This window comes from Limosilactobacillus agrestimuris, from assembly GCF_943193105.1.
In the GTDB taxonomy this organism is placed as follows: Bacteria; Bacillota; Bacilli; order Lactobacillales; family Lactobacillaceae; genus Limosilactobacillus; species Limosilactobacillus agrestimuris.
This window is the reverse complement of sequence record NZ_CALPCW010000009.1, coordinates 60,632-81,867: the sequence shown is the minus strand read 5'-3', so window position 1 is coordinate 81,867 and position 21,236 is coordinate 60,632. Positions and strand designations below refer to the sequence as shown.

General features: G+C 38.4%; 16 protein-coding genes. 6 read left to right on the top strand and 10 right to left on the bottom strand.

What is annotated here, in order from left to right:
• Positions 1-169 precede the first annotated feature (169 nt).
• From NFR46_RS06760 to proC, 3 genes are all read left to right on the top strand, one after another.
• Positions 170-2,365 (top strand): ATP-dependent Clp protease ATP-binding subunit, encoded by a 2,196-nt coding sequence (locus tag NFR46_RS06760; protein ID WP_251575852.1) that lies wholly within the window; start codon positions 170-172, stop codon positions 2,363-2,365.
• A gap of 174 nt (positions 2,366-2,539) precedes the next feature.
• Positions 2,540-3,262 carry a MucBP domain-containing protein gene (locus tag NFR46_RS06755; RefSeq protein ID WP_251575850.1) on the top strand — a complete coding sequence of 241 codons (723 nt, stop codon included), beginning with the start codon at positions 2,540-2,542 and terminating at the stop codon, positions 3,260-3,262.
• Complete coding sequence (gene proC, locus NFR46_RS06750; protein ID WP_251575848.1) at positions 3,255-4,037, top strand: pyrroline-5-carboxylate reductase; 783 nt, start codon at positions 3,255-3,257, stop codon at positions 4,035-4,037. Before NFR46_RS06755 ends, proC begins: the two co-directional genes overlap by 8 nt.
• Before the next feature lie 200 nt (positions 4,038-4,237).
• Here proC and NFR46_RS06745 read toward each other — a convergent pair whose 3' ends face one another.
• The 5 genes from NFR46_RS06745 to NFR46_RS06725 form a co-directional block, all read right to left on the bottom strand.
• Positions 4,238-4,414 (bottom strand): substrate-binding domain-containing protein, encoded by a 177-nt coding sequence (locus tag NFR46_RS06745; RefSeq protein WP_251575846.1) that lies wholly within the window; start codon positions 4,412-4,414, stop codon positions 4,238-4,240.
• A 666-nt stretch (positions 4,415-5,080) separates the two neighbouring features.
• On the bottom strand, positions 5,081-6,175 hold the full coding sequence (locus NFR46_RS06740; RefSeq protein WP_251575843.1) for a hypothetical protein: 1,095 nt from the start codon (positions 6,173-6,175) through the stop codon (positions 5,081-5,083).
• Positions 6,176-6,374: 199 nt separating this feature from the next.
• The gene (locus tag NFR46_RS06735) at positions 6,375-7,082 is read right to left on the bottom strand and encodes a hypothetical protein (protein WP_251575841.1); all 708 of its coding nucleotides are present in this window, start codon (positions 7,080-7,082) and stop codon (positions 6,375-6,377) included.
• Positions 7,075-7,944 carry an ATP-binding cassette domain-containing protein gene (locus tag NFR46_RS06730; RefSeq protein WP_420908593.1) on the bottom strand — a complete coding sequence of 290 codons (870 nt, stop codon included), beginning with the start codon at positions 7,942-7,944 and terminating at the stop codon, positions 7,075-7,077. Before NFR46_RS06730 ends, NFR46_RS06735 begins: the two co-directional genes overlap by 8 nt.
• Positions 7,925-8,308 carry a GntR family transcriptional regulator gene (locus NFR46_RS06725; RefSeq protein ID WP_251575837.1) on the bottom strand — a complete coding sequence of 128 codons (384 nt, stop codon included), beginning with the start codon at positions 8,306-8,308 and terminating at the stop codon, positions 7,925-7,927. Before NFR46_RS06725 ends, NFR46_RS06730 begins: the two co-directional genes overlap by 20 nt.
• Before the next feature lie 310 nt (positions 8,309-8,618).
• Here NFR46_RS06725 and NFR46_RS06720 point away from each other — a divergent pair, with 310 nt between their 5' ends.
• A complete protein-coding gene (locus tag NFR46_RS06720) occupies positions 8,619-9,287 on the top strand; it encodes a hypothetical protein (protein ID WP_251575835.1) in 669 nt (222 codons plus the stop codon).
• A gap of 183 nt (positions 9,288-9,470) precedes the next feature.
• Here the strand turns inward: NFR46_RS06720 and NFR46_RS06715 are convergent, their stop codons facing one another.
• Both NFR46_RS06715 and NFR46_RS06710 read right to left on the bottom strand, forming a co-directional pair.
• Positions 9,471-10,598, bottom strand: a complete 1,128-nt coding sequence (locus NFR46_RS06715; RefSeq protein ID WP_251575833.1) for an AI-2E family transporter — start codon at positions 10,596-10,598, stop codon at positions 9,471-9,473.
• Positions 10,599-10,834: 236 nt separating this feature from the next.
• On the bottom strand, positions 10,835-13,759 hold the full coding sequence (locus NFR46_RS06710; protein WP_251575831.1) for an LTA synthase family protein: 2,925 nt from the start codon (positions 13,757-13,759) through the stop codon (positions 10,835-10,837).
• Positions 13,760-14,411: 652 nt separating this feature from the next.
• On the opposite strand from NFR46_RS06710, the gene NFR46_RS06705 reads away from it, so the two are divergent.
• Complete coding sequence (locus tag NFR46_RS06705) at positions 14,412-14,945, top strand: hypothetical protein (RefSeq protein ID WP_251575828.1); 534 nt, start codon at positions 14,412-14,414, stop codon at positions 14,943-14,945.
• Between the two features lie 139 nt (positions 14,946-15,084).
• On the opposite strand, the gene NFR46_RS06700 is transcribed toward NFR46_RS06705, so the two are convergent.
• Entirely contained in the window at positions 15,085-16,272 is a 1,188-nt protein-coding gene (locus NFR46_RS06700) for a hypothetical protein (protein ID WP_251575826.1), read from the bottom strand.
• 110 nt (positions 16,273-16,382) lie between these two features.
• Positions 16,383-18,527, bottom strand: a complete 2,145-nt coding sequence (locus NFR46_RS06695; protein ID WP_251575824.1) for an SEC10/PgrA surface exclusion domain-containing protein — start codon at positions 18,525-18,527, stop codon at positions 16,383-16,385.
• Between the two features lie 173 nt (positions 18,528-18,700).
• Between NFR46_RS06695 and NFR46_RS06690 the strand changes: the two genes are divergently transcribed.
• Positions 18,701-20,173, top strand: coding sequence for an LCP family protein (locus tag NFR46_RS06690; RefSeq protein WP_251575822.1), 1,473 nt, complete (start codon positions 18,701-18,703; stop codon positions 20,171-20,173).
• Positions 20,174-20,221: 48 nt separating this feature from the next.
• Here the strand turns inward: NFR46_RS06690 and NFR46_RS06685 are convergent, their stop codons facing one another.
• Entirely contained in the window at positions 20,222-21,193 is a 972-nt protein-coding gene (locus tag NFR46_RS06685; RefSeq protein WP_251575820.1) for an Lreu_0056 family protein, read from the bottom strand.
• Positions 21,194-21,236: the final 43 nt, after the last annotated feature.

Sequence of the window (21,236 nt, the reverse complement as noted above, 5' to 3'; positions counted from 1 at the left end):
GCTAAAATTTAATAGAAAGTTTAACTAATTATTCTTTAAAACAATTCATTTAACTTGCAGTCAAACAAAAAGTAAGTATAATTAAAACCAATAGTCAAGAAAGGTCAAACTTTTATTAACCTTTCTTCAATATCCGGATCTGTTAGTAATAAGGAGGTTTTTTGTCGCGATGCTTTGTCAAAATTGTCATCAAAACCCTGCAACGATCCATTTACAAATGAACCTTAATGGTCAACGGGTTCAACTCGATTTATGTCAAAATTGTTATCAAAAGTTACAAAATATGCAAACAAATATGATGAATGGAGGTAACGGAATGAATAATTTCGGTTTTGGAAGCCTCGAAGACTTCATGAACGCTCTGAACAATATGCAAAGTCAGCAAGCTGCTGGCAATGGTGCAGCCTTTAATGGTCAGAACCAGCGACAAGGCGGTAATGGGGGCCGCGGCAAGGGAATTCTTGGTCAATATGGGATCAATTTAACTGATCTTGCGCGTCAAGGAAAGATTGATCCAGTAATTGGTCGTGATAGCGAAATTAAGCGAGTAATCGAAATTCTTAACCGGCGGACAAAGAACAACCCAGTTTTAATTGGTGAAGCCGGTGTTGGTAAGACTGCCGTTGTTGAAGGATTAGCAACTGCTATTGTTTCTGGTGAGGTGCCAGAAAAACTTGCTAATAAGGAAATCATCCGTCTTGATGTTGTTTCTCTAGTCCAAGGAACCGGAATTCGCGGACAATTTGAAAAGCGGATGCAACAATTAATGGAAGAAGTACGGAAGAACAAGAATATCATCCTCTTCATCGATGAAATTCACGAAATCATGGGAGCAGGTAATGCTGAAGGCGGCATGGATGCCGGAAACGTCTTAAAGCCAGCACTTGCCCGTGGTGATTTCCAACTTCTTGGTGCAACAACCTTAAACGAATACCGAAAGATCGAAAAAGACGCTGCTCTTGCACGGCGGTTCCAACCAGTGGAAGTTAATGAACCATCAGTTGAAGAAACGATTCGGATTCTTAACGGAATTAAGGGACGCTACCAAGATTACCACCATGTTAAGTACACCGATGATGCAATTGTTGCTGCTGCAAAGCTTTCCGATCGGTACATCCAAGAACGGTTCCTTCCTGACAAGGCAATTGACCTAATGGATGAAGCTGGGTCGCGGAAGAACTTAACGTTAAAGAACGTTGATCCGAACGCCATTGAAAACGAAATCCACACTGCAGAAGCCCACAAACAACAAGCTGCAGATAATCAAGATTATGAAAAGGCTGCCTTCTACCGTGATCAAGTAAGTAAGCTTGAAAAGGCCAAGAAGGAAGCTGAAGAAAACCACACTGAAGATTCCGCAACGGTAACCGTCAAGGACATGCAAGAAATTGTCGAAGAAAAGACAAACATCCCTGTTGGCGACCTACAAGAACAAGAAGAGAACCAACTTCGGGATCTTGATAAGAAGCTTGACGAACACGTTATTGGTCAAAAGGAAGCCGTTGATAAGATTGCTCGGGCAATTCGGCGGAACCGGATTGGGTTGAACAAGTCTGGTCGACCAATCGGCAGCTTCCTCTTTGTTGGCCCTACTGGTGTCGGTAAGACTGAAACGGCTAAGCAACTTGCCCAACAACTGTTTGGTTCTAAGGATGCCATGATCCGGTTTGACATGTCAGAATACATGGACAAGACATCTACTTCAAAGCTAATCGGTGCTGCTCCAGGTTACGTTGGTTATGAAGAAGCAGGACAATTAACTGAACAAGTTCGGCGTCACCCATACAGTTTGATCCTGCTAGATGAAGTTGAAAAAGCTCACCCAGATGTAATGCACATGTTCCTGCAAATTCTTGACGATGGTCGATTAACTGATTCACAAGGACGGACAGTTAGTTTCAAGGATACAATTATTATCATGACTTCAAATGCCGGTACCGGTGACGCCCAAGCAAGTGTTGGTTTTGGTGCTGAATCAAATGGCAGTACTCATTCAATCATTGATAAGCTAACAAACTACTTTAAGCCAGAATTCTTAAATCGGTTTGACGATATCGTCCAATTCAACGCTTTGAGTAAGGATGACTTAATGAAGATCGTTAATCTGATGATTTCTGACGTTAATAAGATGTTAGCTGATCGTGACTTATCAATTGCTGTTCCAGAAGATGTTGATAAAAAGTTAGTTGATTTGGGTTATGACCCGAAGATGGGTGCTCGTCCACTCCGTCGAGTAATTCAAGAACAAATCGAAGATCGAATTGCTGATTATGTTCTTGATCATAATGATGCTCACGAACTCGCTGCACAATTGGATAAAGATGGTAACATTACCGTTATTGCTGCACCAAAGGCAGATAAATAACATTTAAATTATTGATGAAAGGCGTCCAAGATCGGTTATTCAGCTATTCTTGGACGTCTTTTTTATCCATTATTATTTCTCCCGAACTTTATATTTTGTTAACTTGTTCATCACAGAGGTTTCACCTTATCAATGCTATAATAAAGAGTAAATATAGTTGACGGGGTGAAAAGGATGGAAGATAAGTTCAAAACAGGAAACCCAATTTGGGTCTACTACACAAATATTGATACTGGAGAAAATCTGGTGGTCCCCCAACTTTTACGGGGATTTCTCGGAGAAAAATATTCTGTCGAAAAGAAGCAATTCGATGGTTACCAATTTATCAAAAATGAGGGTGAATTAACCGGAAAATTTGATGATCAGCCACATAGCATTCACGTTTATTACCGGAATAAGAACTGGGGTGAAGTAGAATCAATCGAAATGTATCTTCACCTCGATGCGGTTACTGCAGTATATGATATGCCAAACGGGATGCAAGTCGGTACGCCTTTCCCGGACGATATTGTTTTGAAAGCTTTTCACCGTGTTGCAACGAAATCAGGCGAATTTTGGTACGAAATTGGTAGCGATCAATGGGTAAAATACGACAAAATGACAATTGTGGATAACCCATTTAAGACTGAAGATAAAGATTTTCAATCAAAGCTAGTTGATAATATGTCAGTCATTCCAATCAAGAAAACTAAAGCCACTATCGACTACCTTCCTAATCGTTCCGTTGATGTTTTTAACCGACCGTACGGAGATAAGGTTGATGAACTCAAGGATGGTCAGGAAATTACCATTACTGGTAAAATGAGTGATAATGGTGAAATTACCTGGTACAAAGTCGGTGACGATAAGTTCATCACCGGTAACTATGTCAAATTGGAGGATCAAGATAATGACTAATCAACAAACAATCGCAGTCGTTGGTGTTGGTAGCATGGGTTCCGCAATTATCAAGGGACTAGTTAAGTCAAAACAATTTAGAATTATCGGTGAAAATCCCGACAATCCCCGCGTGACTGAACTAGGACAAGAGCTTGGTTTTACCGTCGTCAATAATAATGAAGATGTTGTTAAAGCAAGTCCAGACTTTGTTATCCTTACTACTCCAGCCCCAATCACCCTAAAAATTGCTCAAGAATTAAGCCAGCTTCCTGCTTCTACAACAGTTATTTCTGCAGCTGCTGGAGTTCCACTTCATAAATTACAAGCCGAAATTGTCAACGCAACGGTTGCCGTAATGATTCCTAATACTCCGGTTGCTGTTAATGCCGGGACAATTGGTCTTACCCTTCCTCAAGATATTAGTGAGCAGAAGAAAAACAGCATTATTGACTTTCTCGAATTATTGGGAGACGTCATCCCCGTCAGTGAAGAACAACTCGGCATTGTCGGTGTAATTGCTGGTTGTGGTCCAGCATTTGTAGATGTCTTCATGGATGCCATGAGTGACGGTGCAGTGGAAAACGGGATGGTCCGACAAACAGCCTACCGCCTAATCTCAAGTATGGTTAAGGGAACCGGTAAATTAGCCTTTGATTCCGAAATGCTTCCTGCTGAACTCCGAGACCAAGTTACCTCCCCTGCTGGCACAACCATTAAGGGGGTAGTCGCTCTCGAAAAGAATAAATTCCGCTATGCAGTAATCGACGCAATTAATAAAGCAGCAGGAAAATAAACTCGGCATAGCCAAACCTCATAAACAAAAACAACCTAGGATAAAGTCGACATCAACCAATCTCTGCCAACTCTACCCTAGGTTATTTTATTTAAGTGAAGAACTAACTCGTAATTTAACCGGTAATTTATAGCTTCCCGTAACTTTCTCACTCTTAATTTCTTTCTGTAAAAGTTTGACTGCTGTTTTAGCCATTTCATCTAATGGCTGCATAACCATTGATAATTCTGGGACAATTCGGGTAGTTGTACCCCATCATACCCAATCACTTGAAGATCACTCGGTACAGTCATTCCTCGTTGACGGGCTACCTGGAGTAATTGGATCGCATCCATATCATTGCTTGCAAATATTCCGTCAACTTCAGGGTGCTTCATCAAGAATACGGTTAAAAAACTGGTTCATCAATTCAGGGCGGCTATCAAAGTCAATTTTATAAGTAATCGGTTCTAGACCATGCTCTTTCATCACATCCTGGCATGCTCGTTGGCGAAGATAATCTCGCTTGTTAAAACGCTCAATACTATCAGTATGAATAATGTGTTTTGCTCCACGTCTAATTAATTCTTCTGTCGCTAAACGACCACCTGCATAGTTATCAGAACTTACATTAGGAATCGTCTCTCAAAGATACCGATCAATTGAAACAATTGGCATGTTGGTATTTTGATGGGATCTGCTGTTGGTAGTTGTGAGTTGCGATTACTAACCCATCAACCTGACGAGCAAGTAATTGCTGAAGATATAATCGTTCCTTTTAATATCATTTTCCCGCGTTACCAATTAATACCTTAAATCCCGCATCAAAAAAGTACTACTCTAGTTTAAAGGTCAATTCACCAAAAATAGGTTATCGTGGGATTGCCATTTTATATTCAAATGTGTTTCGCCTGAGTTTCCTCAAGTTAATAGTTCTTGGCAGCATAGTCTAAACGTGCTTCGCCCGAGTTTCCTAGAGCTAGCAACCTCCTTCCTAGGCGCAAGACGCCTTCGTCAGGAGAAATTGCTAGCCTTCCGGAAACTCTTTGGGGCGAAGACACTCTTTAATTATTTACCTCATCTTCGCCTTCGGGGCTTTGGGGATAATCAAGATCGGCATAGTGGTGGTTAGCTTGCTTTTGAGCGGTTGATTGGTTGGTATAGAAGACATTGTCCGTTGTTACATTATCACCATTAGCAGAAACTAATACGGTTGTCTCCTTACCATTAATCTTTTCATGATGTAGAAGGTAGAATTGACCCTTGTTTTGCGTATCGCACCAACCACGGATATTTAACCAATTCTTGTTATGAGCGTTAACGTACTTTGCACTTTGCCAAGTCTGGGTTTGTGCTTGAACCGTCTTATTCTGTGCATCGGGGCTTGAAAGGAAGTCAGGGTACTGCTTGTATAACCAAGACTTAGTTGAATTATTGTTAGTTGAAACAGTAATCGTGTGTTCACGAATAGTAAGAACCGTTTCTTGATTTCCATCGTCAGAATACCAGACACCACGCATGGACTTCGGTGTAGTGAATACTGCTTGACGACCGAATTCATGGTTAGCTACATTATTCCGACCTGAACGTTCATCGTAAACCTTACTCTTCTTGGTTAAGTTTTGGACCTGACTTGCCTGGTTATGCTGGTTAATATAGTAAACCATATCATTTTGACTAACGGTTCCAAGCTTCTTCGCTTTTTCGCCCTTCTTGACATTCTCGTAGATGTTAATACTACCATCCTGATTCAAAGTGTAAGCGACATCAGCTGAGTTCTTTTCTGGACCGGCATTATAAAGGATTCCAGAACCATCTTCACCGGTTGCACCCGGATTATCAAGGCTGTAATCACTAGTATCATAAAGGTTTGTTCGGAGTCCATTGTTTTCTGCACCACGAGCAGCCTTTGCCCAATCACCACCGTACTTCTTACTGCTATAAATCGTTACTAGGCTACTAACCTCTTGTGGTGGCATATTTGTCGAATCAAGATTAACTTTCTGGTTATTGGCAATTGCTGAACTGCCTGATGAACCAGATGTAGAATTAGAATTTGCTGACTGTGCACCGCAGCCGGCTAATAATAATGCTAGACCAACAACAGATAATTTCCCGATTAATTGCTTATTAACCACGTTCAACACTCCAATCCTCATTTTCTTATAAAGAATAATTATCAACTGGTAGATCATTTACCACTACTTATACGCCTTTATCTTAACCTTTAGTCACGTACTAACGCAAATGATAACATCTGCTCAATTAAATTAATTATAAAAAATAGAGTAGATTACTAATTTAATAAACAATCTACTCTATTTGTATATTTTTTGCCATTTAAATAACAGTTAAAATTTAGTCTCTCCGCAACTGCATTCGATCATTGAAAACCTTTGAAAGGGTCACAACGATAATAATGTAGATTGCCCAAACAATCCACCAAGTTGCTGAAGAAGATAAGATCGTCAACAAAATACTATTTGGTCCAACCCAAGCATTGTATTGGTAACCAATGTTTAAGCCGAACATTGCCCGAATCAGAAGCATTAATAGGAGGATAAAGAGGATTGGCAGACCAATACCAACAATCCACTTCCACGTCCGATTAAGTAAGCCAAAACCATTCCCAATCATTTGGAGAGTTAAAACACTTGTTAAGAGAATTAATAAGTGCATCCCCATCGATTGCCAACTAGTAATTGGGTGATCAAATAAACTTAATAATTCGTCAATAATCCAAATACCACAACTAGCTAATAAAAGTGCGGTAAGCCGGCCCCACCAAAGGGTCTTTCGTGAAATACCATTTTGAATTGTCCACTTAAAGTCTTCGTAGGCACTAATCAGAAAATAAAATCCTAAAACTAAGTTAAAGACAAAAATTAATGTTCCCGGAATCCCCTGTAAACTAACGAGAAAAGAATCTAAACGGTGGTTAATTAATAGTTCAATCAGGTAACCCACCAATTGAAGGCCAACAATCCACGAGGTTGCGATCGCTAACGCCCACCCAAGACGGCGAAAAACATTAGTAATTACTAATCGTTGTTCATGGCTAATCATTTTTATCCACTCCCCCATTTGTTAAGTAAATAAATAAGTGCTGTAAGTCAGTGTGTCCAATTTGAACTTGATCCGGGATTACCCGATCTTCTGGTAATTGATCAAATACATGGGCAGTCCGAATATTTCCCAGATCCTCTGTTGAAAGGATATTTAACCCTTCAGTATACTGGTCAACTAATTTTGCTGGACCAGAGATTTCATGGGCCTTACTTAATAATTCTTCAACATCGGCATCTTCAAGTACCTGGTGATTATCAATCAAGATCACATGCTCAACTAACTGTTGAATTTCATCGATTAAGTGAGTAGAGAGGACAATTGTTCGCGGTCGTGCCTGGTATGACTTAATTAATTCTTGATAGAAAACTTCCCGATGGTTTGCATCCAACCCAAGGACTGGCTCATCCAAGAAAATGTAGTCTGCATTAACATTCAACGCAAGAGTAACTTTGGCAACTGTCTTTTGTCCCGTCGATAACTTTGCAAATTTATGGGTTCCATCAAGAGAAAAACGCTTTAACATTCGCTCGGCATTTTTATAATCAAAGTTACCGTAAGCTGCATCAGCAAGATCAAACATCTGATTAATCTTTACTTGCTTGTAGTAAAGGTTATCTTCCCCAATTAAGAAAATTTTTCCAAGTGTTTGGTCAGTATTAACTTCCTGATCACCAAGTTTAACTGAACCAGATGTCGAGAAAATTCGGTTACTGATAATATTCAGCAAGGTTGATTTACCAGCACCATTCCGCCCTAATAGACCATAGATCTTTGCTGGTTCTAAAGTAAATGAAACATCATCTAAGACCAGATGACGACCAAACTTCTTTGTTACGTGACTAATCTTTAATTGCTCCATCATGCTCACCCCGTTCAATCAATTCAATCAAGTGTTGCTTATTAATTCCCAATTTATGTGCTTCTACAAGGAGGGCCTTTACGTAATCCTTATAAAAACTTTCTTTTCGTTGTTCCATAATTTTTTGTCGTGCTCCCGTTCGTACAAACATTCCTCGCCCACGGTGTTTCTCAATTAGTCCTTCATTAACCAGGATATTCATTCCTTTAAGAACCGTTGCTGGATTAATATGAAGTTGTTGTGAAAGCTGGGTGGTTGAAGGAATCTGACTCCCCTCATCAAAGCCACCAGTAAAAATCATTTCTTCCAGTTGAGTGGCGATCTGTTGGTATAACGGTGTCGACTCGTTAAAGTGAAATTGCAATCGATCAGCTCCTTAACAGTCAGCCGGTTATATGGTTGATTACTTATGTAACTAACTATATATGAATAGGAACGAAATTGCAAGAGGTATGGAAATATTTATTGATCATTTCCCCATTGCTTTTGATATTATATTTATATAAAAAAGAACACCTGTTTTTATCCAGATGGATAAGAAGCAGGTGCAACGTATTTTTTTATTTAATTAAGTGAAAATATTTTATCCAGATGGATAAGGATACTTTCATAATTATGTTCACATATCCAGGAACAATTGTCAACGTATAAAATACTAAGTAGAGGATATTTTGATGACCCAAAATTTAAATATTTTTCTTGATGAAACTGGTAAAAAGAATAATGAACTTTCATTAATAGGTGTAATCTCAATTCCAGTAGACTTTTATAACTCAAATAAAATCCAAGAGCTAAACAACGAGCTCAAAAAGAATTCTTTCAAGCTACACTTTACACAGTATGACAAATCACATTACGATATTTATATAAAAGTAATTAAATCAATGCTTCAAACAAACGGAATCATAAAAATGAATGGGATTATTTTTATGAAGTCTCAATTTCATTCTCATCCACTACTAAAGTCTAAGGTGAATGATATGATCTATGAAAAAGTTCCTGAGAGAGTAATATATGGATTACTCAGGAACTACAGTAATCTTGAATCTATCATGGCTAACATATACATTGAAAATTCTGAAGAGTATCAAGCACGTAATTTAGCTATAAACATAAAAGAACAGATAAATACTCATGCATTATATCGTTTTGATAATTTTAAAATTCGCAAATCTAATTTAGTATCGAAAAATCAACAAATTGGTGTTGAATTTACTGATATACTAATTGGGATATTAAGATATATTATCTGTTTTCGAGATATTATTGGTGATTTAAATCATATTTCCAAAAGTACCTTTAATCAACGACTTATTACCATTTCTAGAAAATCTTTTCTCTGAAACTAGTATTTTTGAATTATCATACCAAGATCACCTTTGTGAAGTTCCTTTAAATAATTATCTTGCTCTGTTTAAATCAATGCTAGTAGCATTAAATGATAATCATCCAGAATACTTTACGAATGATGAATTCAAGAAAATTAAAAAAGATGAATCAACTATATTCTAGTCGATTCATCTTTTTTAAGCCTTAACATCCTTTTCATCATCCTTCACCGGATGCTCAATCCGATAAATATCAAACATGTATTCAACCACAGTCTTCAGAACTGCATAGAACGGAATGCAGAGAATCATCCCGGCAATTCCAGCAATATGCCCTGCAGCAAGTAAGAGGACGATGATTGTCAGTGGGTGAATTTTAAGGGTCTTACCAATGATATTTGGATAAATAATGTTACCATCAACCTGTTGAACAATCAGGACAACGACAATTACCCAGATTAATTTATTTGGTGCCATTGTCAAAGAAACAAATAGTGCTGGGGCAATCCCAATATATGGACCAACATAAGGGATGATGTTGCATAGGCCAGCAACAATTCCAAGGACAAGGGCCAAGGGTTCATGGATAATCAGATAACCAATTGAGGTAAAGACACCAACGAAGAGACACTCAATCACTTGTCCGGCAATGTATGACGATAAGGTATTGTTCATCTTGCCGAGTAACTGGTTAACTTCCTTGGCATGGTGTGGTGAAAGCCACTTTTGAATAGCAGGAACTAACTTTGAACCATCCTTTAGCATATAGAAGAGCATCACCGGAACTGTAATGGTAACAACAGTAATGTTAGTAACCATGCCGATAATATCCCCAACCCGTTCAGAGAGTCCCTTCAAGATCTTTTGCGCATAAGCGGCTAACTGATGATCAAATTGACGGTAGTAAGCATTAAGATCAACATGCTTCAATGGGGAATGCTTAATTGTATCATTCATGAGGTTTTGCAAACCACTAACTGTTTGCGGCAAGTGATTGACCAATTGGCTAATTTCTTTTACCACCGGCGGAATCAATGCAGAAATCCCCCAAACGATAATCAGAATTAGTAAGACCACAATCAGTAAACTAGCCACACCACGGTTTATTCGGAACTTGCCGATCTTAACCTTCATAATTAAATTTAAGATTGGATTCAACATGTAGTATAAGAATCCTGATAGTAGCAGTGGCACAAAGACTACTGACAGGAATGTCCAAAATGGCTTAAATATAAACTGAATTTTGGTACAAACAAATATTAATGTCGCAATTGTTAAAAAAACAATCGGCCAAAATAGCCAATGATAAAATTTTTCTCGATTCATCATAATTAATCCTAACATTTACAAAATAAAAGGACACCTCGTAAAAGCAGGTGTCACAACGTCCCCTCTACCATACACTAAGGAAGTTTGATTGTAAATGAGAAAATAAGTCAATCTCTTCCATTAGCAATCTTAACCTTGAAAGCAGTGCAAGCTAACAAGAGTATTCAAAAGTAACTACGACAAAGAGGGTGAGAAAAACGAAACGTTTTCCCACCCTCTATCTGCGGTACTGCTTACTTCATCGTCTTAACAACATAGTGCTTTCCTGCCGTGACATCGTACTGAACAAGACGGTAATCATGAAGTAGTGCTTTTTGCTTTTTCGTTAGTTGGTTTTCTTTAAGAATCTTTCCTTTTTGCGTGATAAAGCGACTGTTACTATTATAGGCATTCACATTACCGCTTGCCTGAACATCTTCGGTAATCACAGGTAATTGTTCGTAAACCCGCGTCAGTAAAGCCTGATACCAGTTGACCTTGGAGTTGGTTTGCTTAGCTGCCATCGCAATGAAATCGTTTGGCGCAACATAAGCTGTTTTTTGCTTAAAGTTTTGTGCACCATGTTCTCGCGCATACCGATTAGAATAAATGAAATAATCTGTTTCATGGAGTTTGAGCCCATCCTTGGTCATTTCATTACCATAGATTCCTGGCAAGTGATCCCCATAAAAGACAACCGTAATCGGCTTCTTAATTTGGTCAATTGCAGTAATGAATTGTTTCATCGCTACATCAGTATGGTGGATCCCCGTAGCAAAATCATTTACCGACGACTTGTCAGTACCGGCAGAAACTTTTGTCGCCTGATATTTGCTAATCTCATTGTAATAGTGTTGATTGAACGGGAAGTGATTCTGCATCGTCACTAGGTTAATGAACCGACCACCATGATAATTCATTAATTGATCTAATACATTTTGGTAAGAAGTTTGATCAGAAAGGTATGGACTACGATCAATCTTTTTTTGGTGACGAATTAGGTACTTACTTCCCAAATAGAGGAAGCGATCAATGCCAAATTTTTGGTAGACCGATGTTCGGTTATAAAAGGCACCGTTGTAGGGATGAATTGCGATTGCCGACTTGAACTGTTGAGCAATTGATGGATTGTTCTTCAAATTAGTAACTAGTTGAGTATATGGTGTTGGCAAGGTCGGCGAAAAATTAGTTAATGCGAACCCGGTTAATGCCATATATTCCATATTAGCGGTTCCACCACCATAGCCTGAACTGATCATCAAGCCACCAGTATTTTGCTTACTAAGCTTAGTAATGTACGGTACGGGATTGTTTTTCAATTGAACGCCAGGAACTCGTTGGGGATTAGCAAAGCTTTCACTCAAATTGAAAATAATGGTCTGCTTACTAAATGAGTTTGTTCGCTGACGGTTAATTTGCTGAGCATCTAAATGATACTTGCGGACAACTGCAGCCATTTTCTGTCGAGAATAGCCGGCCGGTTTAGTCATTACAGTAACGTCAATGTTATTCATGAACTGCAGTAACGGGCCATTGATTCTTGCCCCACTTAACTGGTTATAAAACATCGGTTGGTCATCAATGGAAGTCATTAAATTATTAAAGGGAGTACTCTGATGATTCCACAAAAGAGCTGTCGCAAATAAGCATGGTGCAAGGAAGATAAATAGTAGCCGTTGTGTTACCACCCCCACTGCGTTTCTTAGGGGATGAGTCTTCTCTAACCAAACAGTTAGCGCAATTAAGATCGCTAAGCTTACAAGAGCAATTGCCCAGATTACCCCATCAACCATACCAAATAAGTTTTTAGCGACCCGCACCATTGCTAGGTCTGCAGGAAGAATTGGTTCGTTTCGGGCAACGATTTTTTCATGATTAGCCACAATAAAGACCGCACTGATTGCAATAACACTAATCAACCCAACCCAGTAGCGATTAGTCACGGCTTGAATAAACTTAATAACCGTAAAGATCAAGAATGCTGTAAAGAGTAATAGTAGTTCCCGTTGATCAAAAGTGTAAGCAAAAATATTATAGGTAGCATCGACATTCGGGCTTACGGAAAAGCCATCATTCATTAATAGCATCGAAAGGGCCGCGATTAGGTAGGAGATAATCCCCAAACTAATATTGGGCATCCAAGCGTAAAATTGCTTTTTTATTAATTGCAACTGAGCTTCAGCTGGTCGACTAGTGAAACCGTTAATTCGTTGAAGATGACGCTTAGCAAAATCCCCCGTTGATAACCCGCGCCAAATGTAGGCACATGCTAAGGCAAAAAGGAGAAAAATAATTGTAATTATTCCTACCTTCAAACTACCATAAGCGTTGTGAAGCTTGACCGTTAGTCGGACGCTTGCTAATAATGTTGTATTCTCAATTAACGTTAAGTAGGAATACAACGATCGCCAATTGGGCTGTTCTAAGTGGTCCACCGTCATTTTGACAATCCCATAAGCGGCTAATATGGTAAAAATATTAGTTGGCGTGGTGAAGCGGCTCGCTGTCCGTCCATCAATGCTCATGAATGGCATGATCCCTTGAAGGACAACCGTGATCAGTAATCCTAAGCCAGTAATAAGAAGCCATTTTCGATGATGACTTTCCTGCTTAACATTAGCACCAAGGACAAACAGTAACGCATAAAATAACGTTAAATGATCACTCGTCCATCCCCAAATATTCGGTGTCCAAAAGAGCGGGATGATCATGAGAAGCCAAATACTAATCAAAGTCGGTCGTCGCCAAATGAATCGTTGATCATTAATTACTGCAGTCAGAATTAATCCAAGTAAACTTCCAAAGATCAGTGGATAAGTATTCCGCAATAACGGAAAAGCTGCATTAAAGAAGTCGGTATGAAAGACTGTGACCTTTGCAAGCTGGTTGGTGCTAAGGGCCACTAGTACACTAGCAAGGCCACCCAAGACTAAAGTATTCAGCCACGCCTTAATGATTGTTGACTCACAATGATTCTTTTGTGATAGGAAATACCCTAACAGTAAAATCAGAATGTCAGAGCCAAGCAATGTTAAGCCCTTGAGTATTTCATACGCACTGGTGTGGAGACTGGCATTACTGTAACTCGCTATATGTGGTCCGAGTTGCCAATATACCTGAGCAATTCCTACCCAAATCATCAGTGCGACCCAAACTAGATTACTTTTTAATCGATGCATGATTTTCTCCCCTAAAATAATATCTTCCCTATTTTAATATAGACAGTGGGGAGATACAAAATAGTATGCAAAAGGACTTCGCTAGTTCGTTTTCGAATCCCCGTCGATGCGTAGCTAGTCTTTAGAAAGTACAAATAGAGATTCAGCGTTCGGATTTTCCAAGCACTGAATCCCATTTGTACACTGCGGTATTTGTATTTTGCTTAAGTAATATAGCTTATGCCACAGCCTAGGCATTTTCATGGTTATAAATACTGACTAGAGTCGCTGTTTTGTGCTGCTGAGGTATTGTCACAACAGCAGTCGACTCTGAACGTGTTAAAGTAGCGCCTTTTAAGCAACGAAAAAAACTGTAACGCCAACGATAATCGCTGGTATTACAGGCTTATGTGTTCTTTGTAGTGCTCACTAAGGTTTTAGCAACCCCACATAATCTTACAATACCTTTATATCATATCTAATCAACAAAAGTTCAAGTAACATTAATTAACTCTCCTTTATTACTCTTTTATTGCATTTTATTACATAAGTTGCAAATTCTGCCGTTTTAATTGCTAAATATTTACATTAATATTTCAATTATGTTACAATATAGATATTGAAAGGAAACAACAACGTTAAAATTAACGTTGCCGGAGGGAGTGCTATTACTATGAAGATGAGTAAGAAGGTTTTAAATAGTTCACTTGTCATTTTACTTGCGCTAGGTCTAGGCGGTTGTGCTGTAGGTAGTTCTACAACCACATCACACAAGACTCACGAGGCATCAAGCTCACAAGTAGTTAAGCAGAGCCATAAGAAGAGTGAAAAGTCAGCTTCAACCAGTGCTAAAACTGCAGCTGCTACTAACCACTCAGCAAGTACAAACGTTGCATCTTCAAGTAGTAGCACAAGTTCCGCTAAGAACGTAACTACCACTGCGTCTGCAAATACAACTAACAATAATGCTAGCCAGCAAGTTACTGCTCCAGCTAAAGTTGCTAGTTCATCAAGCAGCGTTAAGGAACAAAAATCAGTTCAACTTGGCTTAGGCGATGTCGCAACTTGGACTGACTCTGAAGGGGTTACCCACAATGTTGATAGCGATGGGATGGATCGCTACACTACCAAGGGAAGTACCCAAGTCCAATACAAAGACTGGTCAGGAGCATTACCAAGCGGAGTTACGGTAAGTCATAACGAATAATTAAAATAGTGGAAATAGCATTCTTTCACAAAAAGAGGAGTCAACAATTAGCGTTGATTCCTCTTTTTATATTCTAATCATCAATTTCTTGTATAACAAAAAGGCTGCCAATCCAGACAACCTTCTAGATTATATTTAATTATAGGCAATGACCATTGACATCAAAGTAATATTCTCTATATTCGCCATTCCATGGAGCATAGTGCCACCCATTAGCTACCATATCATTACCATCAAAGTAATACCAAGCGCCATTGATCCACACCCATTCATTATTAGCTTGTGTACCGTCTGACTTGGAGTATGTCCATGTAGGATATTGATTATTACCGTTGCTTGTTGAATGCCAGCTATTGGTTACATAATGACCATTGGCATCAAAATAGTATGAGTGATACTGTCCATTCCATGGAGCATAATGCCAACCATTTGCTGCCATGTCATTACCATCAAAGTAGTACCAAGCGCCATTAATCCACAGCCATTCATCGTTAGCTTGTGTACCGTCTGACTTGGAGTATGTCCATGTAGGGTACTGGTTCTTACCATTACTGGTTGAGTGCCAACAATTTGTTACATAGTGACCATTGGCGTCAAAATAATATGAGTGATATTGACCATACCATGGGGCATAATGCCAACCATTTGCTGCCATCGTATTTCCATCAAAGTAGTACCAGGCACCATTAATCCACAACCACTCGTTATTAGCTTGTGTGCCATCGGCCTTAGAATATGACCAGTCATATCTTGGGTATGCATTTTTTCCATTATCATATGAATGCCAACTATTTGTTGCATAGTGACCATTGGCATCGAAATAATACGAATGTCCTTGACCATACCATGGAGCATAGCACCAACCACGATTAGCCATTGTATCGCCATCAAAGTAATACCAGGAACCATTAATCAATAACCATTCATTACTAGCTCGCGTACCATCAGCCTTACGATAAGTCCAATCATAGGTACCATCATAATTCCGACTTGATTGCCAGCCAGTTGAATAGCTAGAGTACCAATCTGCTCGTGCTTGACTGGTAGTGGCTGTAGCAGGCTGAGCACTAGTGATAGTTTGTTGTTCACTTGCAACATTATCACTTTGTGCATTAGTATCAGCAGAAGCACTCGTAACTGCTGCATCGCTATTACTTACTTGAGTTGATACAGCACCACTATCTGTATTTACATTAGCAGTAGCAACAGTTGTACTATTCATATTGCTACTGTTTGTACTTACATTAGTATCAGCACTAACACTTGTAATTCCAAGCGCTAATCCTGCTAAAACGGTGGTTGAAACCAACCATAATTTCTTTTTCAAGATTATTCCTCCCCAAAAGTAACAAAATACGGTTTCATTTTAGCACTTAATTATTTAGCTAACAAGCTAACATAAAAAGGCTGACTCAACGCCAACCTTTCTTAATCAACTTATTCAGTTAACCATGCATTTTGCTCATCAAAATGGTAAAGCTTACTTTGTCCGTTATTGGTTAAGTAAACATCCCCCGTATCTGCTTCTCCATTGTTCTTAAAGTGGTAGTAATGACCATTGATCTTTTGCCAGCCGATTAATGCTGAGCCGCTAGCATCAAAGTAATACCATTTTCCATTAACCTTTTGCCAACCAGTAGTCATTGCTCCAAACAAACCGTTATGTTGAGTGGTTAAGAAATATACCTTTCCATTAACCGTTTGTAAGCCACTCTCCATTTGGCCAGTTGTGGGGTTCATATAGAACCAGTTATTGCCAGTAAATTGCCAGCCACTATTCTGCCAAGTATTTACTGGATCGAAGTAATACCAATTATTACCAATCAACTGAAATCCACGTACTGCCCAGGCATTAACAGTATCAAAGTAATAACTATGCCCATTAACCTTTTGCCAACCTGTCAATGCTTTACCATCATTACCAAAGTAGTACCAATTTCCTGCACCAGACTGGAACCATCCCTTTGCTGCAACTCCGCTATTATAGAAGAAATACCAATTATTATTAATATTCCACCAGCCGGTCCGCATAGCTCCATAACTGCCATCATGTTGCGTATTTAAGAAGTACAAACTATTTCCGACCGTTTGTAATCCTGTCATCATTTGACCATAACTAGGGTTAAAGTAGAACCAATTATTATCAATCCACTGCCAATTCGTATCCATCCAAGCATTGTTTAAATCAAAGTAATACCAATTACCGCTCAAATTTTGCCAATTGGTTAACGCCCATGCATTATCTAAATCGAAGTAATACTTATGGTTTCCAATCCATTGCCAATTTGTTTCAGCAACTCCCTGACCAGTGAAGTAATACCAGTGGTCATTAATGAATTGCCAGCCAGTCAAAGCGGCACCATTATTTTGGAAGTAATACCAATTACCATTTACCCTTTGCCAACCAGTTACCATTGCACCACTATTGTTTAAGTAGTACACATTATTATTAATATTTTTCAAACCAGTTTGCATATTACCAGTAGCTGGATCTAAGTAATACCAATTACCATTAATCCACTTCCATCCTAATTCTAGTAATCCAGCCTGATCAAAATGTCGCCACTTATTATCAGCTAAATGCCAACCAGGAGTATTATATTCTTCAGCCGTGCTAGAATTATTATCTCCTTCAGCCCAAATAAAGTGCATATCAATATTTAACAAATTAAAATTAAATTTCGAACCATCACTATATGTTCCTTTACCAACGGACTTAGTAATTGAAGGATAGATTCCAAGCGTATTAATTCTTTGTGGGTTAGTCAAAAAGTTTTGTGCATGGCCAAAAATATCTGAAGCATCATTAAAAAGCATTCCCATTACACCATAGTAAATTAGTGCTCTTAAATCATCCATTGTAGTTACACTAAATACAGGAATAGCATTATTATTGATAAACTCATTCCCTTTAGCACTTGCAAAAGGACGAACAGCTAAACCATTTATATTATCATTATAAATTTGTTGGGCAGCAATATTTTCACTATGATTATTAAGGATTTCTGAATCATGCCAGTCCCCCTTCATCAATGACTCATCTTTACTTTGGTATTCTAGAGCCATTGACCGAACCTGATCTATCGTCCCATCATTTAACTGGAATGGCTCTAAACCAAATTCACTTCTAATTTGATTTACTAAACCTACCCCATACTGATTCATTTGGATTGTTTGTTCAGGACTTAGGTTATTAACATTTACATATTCTTTAGCGGCAACACTGTCTGATTGGTAATTATTCATACTCAACCCGCTAATTGTTGTCTGCTGAAAATTATTTGCTTCAGTAGAGTTAGAAATACCCCTTAATTTATCAAGAGTATACCCTTGTGGGAAGTTTACGTACTGGGTACTCTGTGTATTTAAATTGGCCGAATAAAGTGCTGCAGTTGTCGCTGAGGCTTGCTGCTGAGCAACATTACTGACAATGGGCTGATTATTATTAACATTATCAGAATTAACACTTGTCGCGGAATCGGTTGTTTGTGTATCAGCGAGAACATTATTTTCAACAATACCAATACCAACAGCTGTGGTTAATGCTGCGACCGCCGTCATTTTTACAAGATTTTTATTCATCTATTATCTTCCCCCGTAATTTATCAGAACAATTCTATATCACATTTTACACTAAATAGCATTATTAGACGAAATATTTACAGAATTGTTAAGCTAATATTAGCAAATTGAAATGCCCCTCATATTTATAGTATATTAATAAGGTTAAAAAACTTTTGATTGAGGTATAAAATATGAATGACAATCACGAGACACGTGAAGAATATCGAAAAAAGATGGAACGGCGGATCCATGATAAAGTAGCTCAAGACCAGAAGCAAAATCACGAATCCAAAATGCCAAAATTCAAGTTACCGAAATTTAAACTTTCAAATAATAAATCACAGAAGGTTTCACCAAATATGAATCCAAGCACACCAGAAGTTCATCATTATCGAACTCCTCGCTGGGTTAAAAATATTATTTGGGCACTAGTTATTTTGGTATTACTCGGTGGTGGCTACGAATACCATAAGATTAATTCGGCTGCTAATAATATTTTTGGCAGTGGCAATGGTAAAATCAGCAAAAAGCTCCAAAAAGGTGAGCCTGTTTCTGTCCTAGCAATGGGAACTGATGTCGGTGCCTTGGATCGTGGAAATACTGGTGGAAATACTGACTCACTTGAATTGTTTACAATTAACCCTAAAACAAAGAAAATAACTATGACCAGTATTCCCCGTGATACGCTAGTTCGTGTTCCGACTAAAGAAGGTCCTACATACGTAAAGATTAACGCAGCATATTCAATCGGTGGTCCTAAGAAAACAGTTAAAGCTGTCTCGGAGCTGTTGGATGTTCCAATCGATTATTACGCTGTCATTAACATGGGAGTTCTAAAGAAGGTTGTTAATACAGTTGGTGGTGTAACTGTAGATAATCCTTTTGCGTTTACCTATGAAGGACACCACTTCAAGAAAGGGAAGCAACACCTTGATGGTGAATTAGCTCTTAAATATTCTCGAATGCGTTATAGTGATCCAAATAATGATTATGGACGGCAAAAACGTCAACAACAGATTATTGAAAGTGTTATCCAAAAGTTTAAGAAATCTGGTTCTATCGGAACTGCAAATAAAATTCTTGATGCAGTTAAGGATGGTGTAAAAACTAATATTCCAGTTGATGATATTGCTACACTGTATGGTAACTATCACGCTGCCATGGATAATGTCACAACTTATCATTTCCAAGGACAGGATGCCACAATTGAGGGAGTTTCTTTCCAAATTGCTAGTCCAAAAGAAATTAATCGTATTTCTAAACTCATTCGTAAACAACTAGGTCTTAAACCTAAGAAAGTTGTTAACCACGAAACGAGAATGTACAAATCTCAGCCATTCTATAATGGTGTAACTAATACAGACTTTGTCTTACCGGGCGGTGCTAGTTACAACGATCCAGGTAGTGGTAACGGGAGTGATTATGTTATTGGTGGTAAAACATCATCGCAAAAACATACTTCCACCTATTCTAATAGTGCGAGAACCTATGGAGAAATAAGGAGCTCGCAAGTTACTACTCAGGTTCCCCAAACGGAAAGAAGAACCCAGTCAACTATTCGTAACGAATACCAAACAACTCGAACTCCTGCTGCAACTACAGGTCATGTATCTGAAAATACTACAACCCATACAGTTCAAAGATCAGTCACAACTCACGAATAATAAAAGAAGTCATTCAGAATTTGATATGATTCTGGATGACTTCTTTTATTAATTATCGTTATAATCTGATTCTGGTTTTAACTTATTAGCGTAACCATTAACTTCATCTTTCTGTGATTGATTAGTATAGTAATCACGAATTAATCCCGACACCGTAACGTGTTTTGTTGTAGTCGAAGCTTCTGCTACTGATTGTCCTTCTTTTGGATCAACATATTTAATTGTTACATCGTTGCCATTTCGTTTAAAATACAGCCAGCTAGTTGGATCACCATTAGCGGTAACGTAACTAAAACCATTTGAGTTACTTCCATACCACATCATTCCATCACTTATTCCATCCTTAAACCAATCTGGTTCTTGATATAAAGCAACAAGAGTTCCCAGTTGCTGAGTTGATAAATTATGTGAATTATTTGCTGATGTAGATTGATTCCGCAGGTCTTGAACCTTAGTATTGTTAGCAACATTCATAATCCGCTTAACTGCATGATGCTGCTTAGCATAAGCAATCATCTCAGCTTTAGTTACCCCATCGGGAGATATTCCCGCATCGCTATCAGAGATGTAAGTCTTATTCCCAGCTATTGTGTAGTAAGTACTATCTATTCCATGTTCACTATCCTTTTGATTAAGTTTCACATAGTATAAAAGATCTGCACCATCAGGATAATCCTTATAAAGCGGTCCCTCTCCCTTAGGAACACTATCCTTATTATAAATTTTTACAACCGCTCCTTGACCAGATACGTCCATATCCTTAGAGTAATCATTTTGATCAGCCCCCGGCATATGCTCACCAGTATAATAAAGAACTAATGCAGCGTTTTGAGCTGGCGTTAGCTGATTAGGATCAAGCGTTGAATTATTAGAAGTATTCATGGTAGTACTATTAGCTGCCTTTTTAGCAACTTTTGTATTGTTCGAACTAGAAGATGAATTACTATTATGTGGATTACCACATGCTGCTAAAGTTACAGCAAGTAGCGATGTAACAATTACTAAACCTATTTTTCTCATTAAAAATCCTCCAAAATTAGTCTTTAACACTGTAATTATAAAG

What these genes read in the sequence shown, in the direction of transcription:
- NFR46_RS06755 (WP_251575850.1), top strand. Translation starts at nt 2,540, where the DNA reads ATGGAAGATAAGTTCAAAACAGGAAACCCAATTTGGGTCTACTACACA.
- NFR46_RS06740 (WP_251575843.1), bottom strand. Translation starts at nt 6,175, where the DNA reads ATGAGGATTGGAGTGTTGAACGTGGTTAATAAGCAATTAATCGGGAAA.
- NFR46_RS06720 (WP_251575835.1), top strand. Translation starts at nt 8,619, where the DNA reads ATGACCCAAAATTTAAATATTTTTCTTGATGAAACTGGTAAAAAGAAT.
- NFR46_RS06685 (WP_251575820.1), bottom strand. Translation starts at nt 21,193, where the DNA reads ATGAGAAAAATAGGTTTAGTAATTGTTACATCGCTACTTGCTGTAACT.
- NFR46_RS06695 (WP_251575824.1), bottom strand. Translation starts at nt 18,527, where the DNA reads ATGAATAAAAATCTTGTAAAAATGACGGCGGTCGCAGCATTAACCACA.
- NFR46_RS06760 (WP_251575852.1), top strand. Translation starts at nt 170, where the DNA reads ATGCTTTGTCAAAATTGTCATCAAAACCCTGCAACGATCCATTTACAA.
- NFR46_RS06730 (WP_420908593.1), bottom strand. Translation starts at nt 7,944, where the DNA reads ATGGAGCAATTAAAGATTAGTCACGTAACAAAGAAGTTTGGTCGTCAT.
- NFR46_RS06690 (WP_251575822.1), top strand. Translation starts at nt 18,701, where the DNA reads ATGAATGACAATCACGAGACACGTGAAGAATATCGAAAAAAGATGGAA.
- NFR46_RS06715 (WP_251575833.1), bottom strand. Translation starts at nt 10,598, where the DNA reads ATGAATCGAGAAAAATTTTATCATTGGCTATTTTGGCCGATTGTTTTT.
- NFR46_RS06735 (WP_251575841.1), bottom strand. Translation starts at nt 7,082, where the DNA reads ATGATTAGCCATGAACAACGATTAGTAATTACTAATGTTTTTCGCCGT.
- NFR46_RS06710 (WP_251575831.1), bottom strand. Translation starts at nt 13,759, where the DNA reads ATGCATCGATTAAAAAGTAATCTAGTTTGGGTCGCACTGATGATTTGG.
- proC (WP_251575848.1), top strand. Translation starts at nt 3,255, where the DNA reads ATGACTAATCAACAAACAATCGCAGTCGTTGGTGTTGGTAGCATGGGT.
- NFR46_RS06705 (WP_251575828.1), top strand. Translation starts at nt 14,412, where the DNA reads ATGAAGATGAGTAAGAAGGTTTTAAATAGTTCACTTGTCATTTTACTT.
- NFR46_RS06745 (WP_251575846.1), bottom strand. Translation starts at nt 4,414, where the DNA reads ATGAAGCACCCTGAAGTTGACGGAATATTTGCAAGCAATGATATGGAT.